The organism is Streptomyces mesophilus (assembly GCF_011044995.1).
GTDB classification, from domain to species: Bacteria; Actinomycetota; Actinomycetes; order Streptomycetales; family Streptomycetaceae; genus Streptomyces; species Streptomyces mesophilus.
In genome coordinates this window covers 1-3,366 of record NZ_JAAKZW010000403.1, presented here as the reverse complement: position 1 = coordinate 3,366, position 3,366 = coordinate 1, and the positions used below count along the sequence as shown (strand labels likewise).

General features: G+C 73.6%; 5 protein-coding genes. 2 read left to right on the top strand and 3 right to left on the bottom strand.

The annotated features are described in order from the left end of the window. Nucleotides 1-111 precede the first annotated feature (111 nt). On the top strand, nt 112-603 hold the full coding sequence (locus tag G6045_RS39915) for a pyridoxamine 5'-phosphate oxidase (protein ID WP_328708085.1): 492 nt from the start codon (nt 112-114) through the stop codon (nt 601-603). A gap of 16 nt (nt 604-619) precedes the next feature. Here G6045_RS39915 and G6045_RS39910 read toward each other — a convergent pair whose 3' ends face one another. Together G6045_RS39910 and G6045_RS39905 are read right to left on the bottom strand one after the other, a co-directional pair. Further along, on the bottom strand, nt 620-2,272 hold the full coding sequence (locus G6045_RS39910; RefSeq protein ID WP_165337145.1) for an acyl-CoA dehydrogenase family protein: 1,653 nt from the start codon (nt 2,270-2,272) through the stop codon (nt 620-622). Between the two features lie 59 nt (nt 2,273-2,331). Beyond that, nucleotides 2,332-2,940 carry a TetR/AcrR family transcriptional regulator gene (locus G6045_RS39905; protein ID WP_165337144.1) on the bottom strand — a complete coding sequence of 203 codons (609 nt, stop codon included), beginning with the start codon at nt 2,938-2,940 and terminating at the stop codon, nt 2,332-2,334. Between the two features lie 48 nt (nt 2,941-2,988). On the opposite strand from G6045_RS39905, the gene G6045_RS39900 reads away from it, so the two are divergent. Continuing rightward, nucleotides 2,989-3,132, top strand: a complete 144-nt coding sequence (locus tag G6045_RS39900; RefSeq protein ID WP_165337142.1) for a hypothetical protein — start codon at nt 2,989-2,991, stop codon at nt 3,130-3,132. Nucleotides 3,133-3,233: 101 nt separating this feature from the next. Here the strand turns inward: G6045_RS39900 and G6045_RS42060 are convergent. After that, nucleotides 3,234-3,366 (bottom strand): SHOCT domain-containing protein (locus G6045_RS42060; protein ID WP_165337143.1); only part of this gene is annotated, 133 nt, incomplete at its 5' end.

The window sequence follows — 3,366 nt, the reverse complement described above, 5'->3', positions numbered from 1 at the left end:
GTTTCGGGAAGGGGCGGGTAGGGGAAAAGGTGCCCGCCGCAGGCGCAACCGGCCCGCACCCGGCAGCGAGACCGCACCCCCGCCGGGCCGGGGATGAGGCACCCTGGCCGGGTGAGCGATGGAGAGACGAACTCGTGCCCGCCCGCCCCCTACCTGCGGGCGCTTGCCGCGCACAGCACCCTGAATCTCGCGTACGTGGATGACGCCGGCGACCCGCAGGCGTGTGCCGTGTTCTACGCCCTCTCGGATGCGGGCACCCTGCTCTTCCTCTCGTCCCCGTCCACCACCCACGGTGCGGCTCTCGCCGAGCGGTCCCCCGCGGCCCGGGTGGCGTTCACCGTTCAGGCGGATCAGCAGACGTGGACGACGATCAGCGGAGTGCAGGGGCGCGGGGCGTGCCGGCGGGTGGCCGAGGGTGGGCTGGAGGGCGCTCGCGCCGCCTACCTGCGCGCCTTCCCGTACGTGGCCGAAGACCCGCGGCTCGCAAGGGCCGTGGGGTCGGCCGCGTTGTGGGAGGTCGTGCCGGACTGGCTGCGGGTGATCGACAACGCGAAGGGGTTCGGGCACAAGGAGGAGTGGGAGGCGCCGGGGCGGGCCCGGTGAACCGGCGGGCCGTCGCTCACGCCGGGAGGCGGTCGAGGAGTCCCGCGAAGTCCGACCCCGCGGCCAGCGTGCCGAAGGCGAAGCCCGAGTCGCCCGCCAGGCGGGAGGCGCAGAAGGCGTCGGCCACGGCGGGGGGCGCGTGGCGGACGAGGAGAGAGCCCTGGAGGACGAGGGCCGCACGCTCGACGAGATGGCGGGCGCGCAGCTGGGCGTCCTCGGTCAGGACCAGTTGGCCCTGGAGCTCGCGCCAGGCGGTGTCGAGGCGGGAGTCCGCGCCGGACGCCGCCTCCACCTCCGTACGGAACGCCTCCAGGGACTCGGGCTCGCGGGTCAACACCCGTAGGAGATCAAGGGCGTTGACGTTCCCGGAGCCCTCCCAGATGCCGTTGAGCGGGGCCTCCCGGTACAGGCGCGGCATGCCCGAGGCCTCGTCGTAGCCGTTGCCGCCGAGGCACTCCAGGGCCTCGGCGACGAAGGCCGGCTGGCGCTTGCAGACCCAGTACTTGCCGACCGCGGTGGCCAGGCGCAGGAAGGCCTTCTCAAAGGCGTCGCCGCCCTGGGCGCGGTCCGCCGCGCCCGCGAGGCGCAGGCCCAGGGTCGTGGCCGCTTCGGATTCGAGGGAGAGGTCCGCCAGGACGTTGCGCATCAGCGGCTGGTCGATGAGCTCGACGCCGAAGACGGAGCGGTGGCGGGTGTGGTGGGCGGCCTGGGCGAGGGATTCGCGGATGTGGGCCGCGGAACCGAGCACGCAGTCGAGGCGGGTCATGGTGACCATGTCGATGATGGTGCGCACGCCACGGCCCTCATCGCCCACGAGCCAGGCCACGGTGTCGTCGAACTCGGGCTCGCTGGACGCGTTGGAGCGGTTGCCGAGCTTGTCCTTGAGGCGCTGGATACGGAAGGTGTTGCGGGTGCCGTCGGGCAGGACGCGCGGCAGGAGGAAGCAGGAAAGGCCGCCGGGCGCCTGGGCGAGGACCAGGAAGAGGTCGCTCATCGGGGCGCTCGTGAACCACTTGTGGCCGCGCAACCGCCAGGTGCCGTCGGCCTGTTCGGTCGCGGTGGTGGTGTTCGCGCGGACGTCCGTGCCGCCCTGCTTCTCCGTCATGCCCATTCCGGCGAGCAGGCCCTGCTTCCCGGTGGGCGTGCGCAGGCCCGGGTCGTACGTGCGGCTGGTGAGCAACGGCTCGTAGACCTTGGCGAGTTCGGGCGCGCGGCGCAGCGCGGGGATGACGGCGTACGTCATGGAGACCGGGCACATGTGGCCCTGCTCCATCATCGTGGCGAGCATGAAGGTGCCCGCGCGGGCGACATGCGCGCCGGGCCGTTCGTCGGCCCAGGCCGAACCGGCCGCGCCCGCACCGACCGTGGCGGTCAGGAGCGAGTGGTACGCGGGGTGGAAGTCGACCTCGTCGATGCGGTGGCCGTAGCGGTCGTGGGTGCGCAGTTCGGGCTCGTGGCGGTTGGCCTGGTCGGCCCAGGTACGGGCCTCCTCGCTGCCGACCAGCTTGCCGAAACGGCGCAGCTCCTCGATATGCCACTCGGCGCCCTCGCGGCGTATCCCCTCGAGAAGTACGGCGTCCTCTGCCGGGTTGTGACCGGTCAACGGCGGTGCCTGATTGGTGACTTCGTGCGTCGCGCCGGCGGGAGTGCTGGGCATCGGGGCCTCCATGGGTGATCGTCAGGCAGTGGGCGCCCGTGCAGGCGGGGTGGGCGCCGCGCGGGAAGTCGTCAGGCGGTGGGCGCGCCCGCGCAGCGCAGGGCCGCGGCGGTGAGGTCGGCGAGGAGCTGCTGTGTGGCGTTCTCGTCGGCGGCGGCGAGCGGGTCGACGAGGACCTCGCCGATCGCTCCGGTCAGCGCGGCCGCGGTGATCTCGGCGTTCTGCGGCGGCAGTTGGCCGGCCGCCACCCCCTCCCGTACGACCTCGGCGAACAGCGCACGGTAGCGGCGCCGGAAGTCGAGGCGCTCGGCGCCGACGGCCGGTTCGGCGGGGGCGGCGAGCAGGGCGTAGGCCAGGCCCCGGTTCTCCAGGGCGCGCCGGGCGAAGACGTCGACGCCGCGGCTGAGGCGCTCGACGGGATCGCCGGCGCCGCCGAGCACCTCGCCGAGCACCTCCACCTCGCGCCCGGCCGCGCGCCGGAACACCTCGACGGCGAGCGCCGCCTTGGACGGGAAGTGCTGGTACACCGAGCCGGCCGCGATCCCGGCCGCGTCCGCGACGGCGTTCACGGACGCCTGGGACCAGCCCACGTCGGCGACGACCTCGGTGGCGCAGCCGATCAGGCGCTCGCGGGCGGCTTCGAGGCGACTGATCTCGGCGGGGGTCTTGCGGTAGGCCACGAAAGAAGTGAACCATGGTTCAGAGCTTCACGCCATGGTCAGGAGAATGTGACGCACCTCAGCTCCCTGCCGGACAGCGCGGTCCGCTCGGCCGGGACCGCCGAAGACAGGGAGGCGGTGGTCTACCGCGAACAGCGCTGGACCTACCGGGAGTTCGCCCACGCCGCGCGGCGCCGGCGATGCGGCGGCTGACGGCGGACGGGAAGGCGTGGCGGCTCGCGGGGATTTTCGCTTCGGCGGTACGGGGGTGAGTGCTCCGGCGGTACGGGGCGGGGCTCGACCGCGGAGGCGGCTCAGGCGCCGAGCACCCGGGCCTTCTCGGCGGCGAACTCCTCGTCCGTCAGGAGGCCTTGGGCCTTCAGGTCGGCGAGCGCGGTGAGCTGGGCGACGCGGTCGACGGGGGCGGCCGGTGCCGCGGCGGGTGCC